1 pseudogene is annotated in these 297 nt (G+C 62.3%); it reads right to left on the reverse strand.

The features are described 5' to 3' along the window. Nucleotides 1-297: pseudogene (locus tag RM520_RS15270) on the reverse strand (collagen-like protein); the annotation flags it as partial.

Below are 297 nucleotides of genomic sequence, written 5' to 3' on the forward strand. Positions count from 1 at the left end.
TCTGCTCCGTCTGCTCCAGGTAATCCTTGTGGGCCTTGGGCACCATCTGCTCCGTCGGCTCCAGGTAATCCTTGTGGGCCTTGGGCACCATCTGCTCCGTCTGCTCCATCGGCTCCAGGTAATCCTTGTGGGCCTTGGGCACCATCTGCTCCATCGGCTCCAGGTAATCCTTGTGGGCCGGCTGGACCTTGGGCACCGTCTGCTCCGTCTGCTCCAGGTAATCCTTGTGGGCCGGCTGGACCTTGGGCACCGTCTGCTCCGTCTGCTCCAGGTAATCCTTGTGGGCCTTGGGCACCA

It is taken from the genome of Croceitalea vernalis (assembly GCF_031846405.1).
In the GTDB taxonomy this organism is placed as follows: domain Bacteria; phylum Bacteroidota; class Bacteroidia; order Flavobacteriales; family Flavobacteriaceae; genus Croceitalea; species Croceitalea vernalis.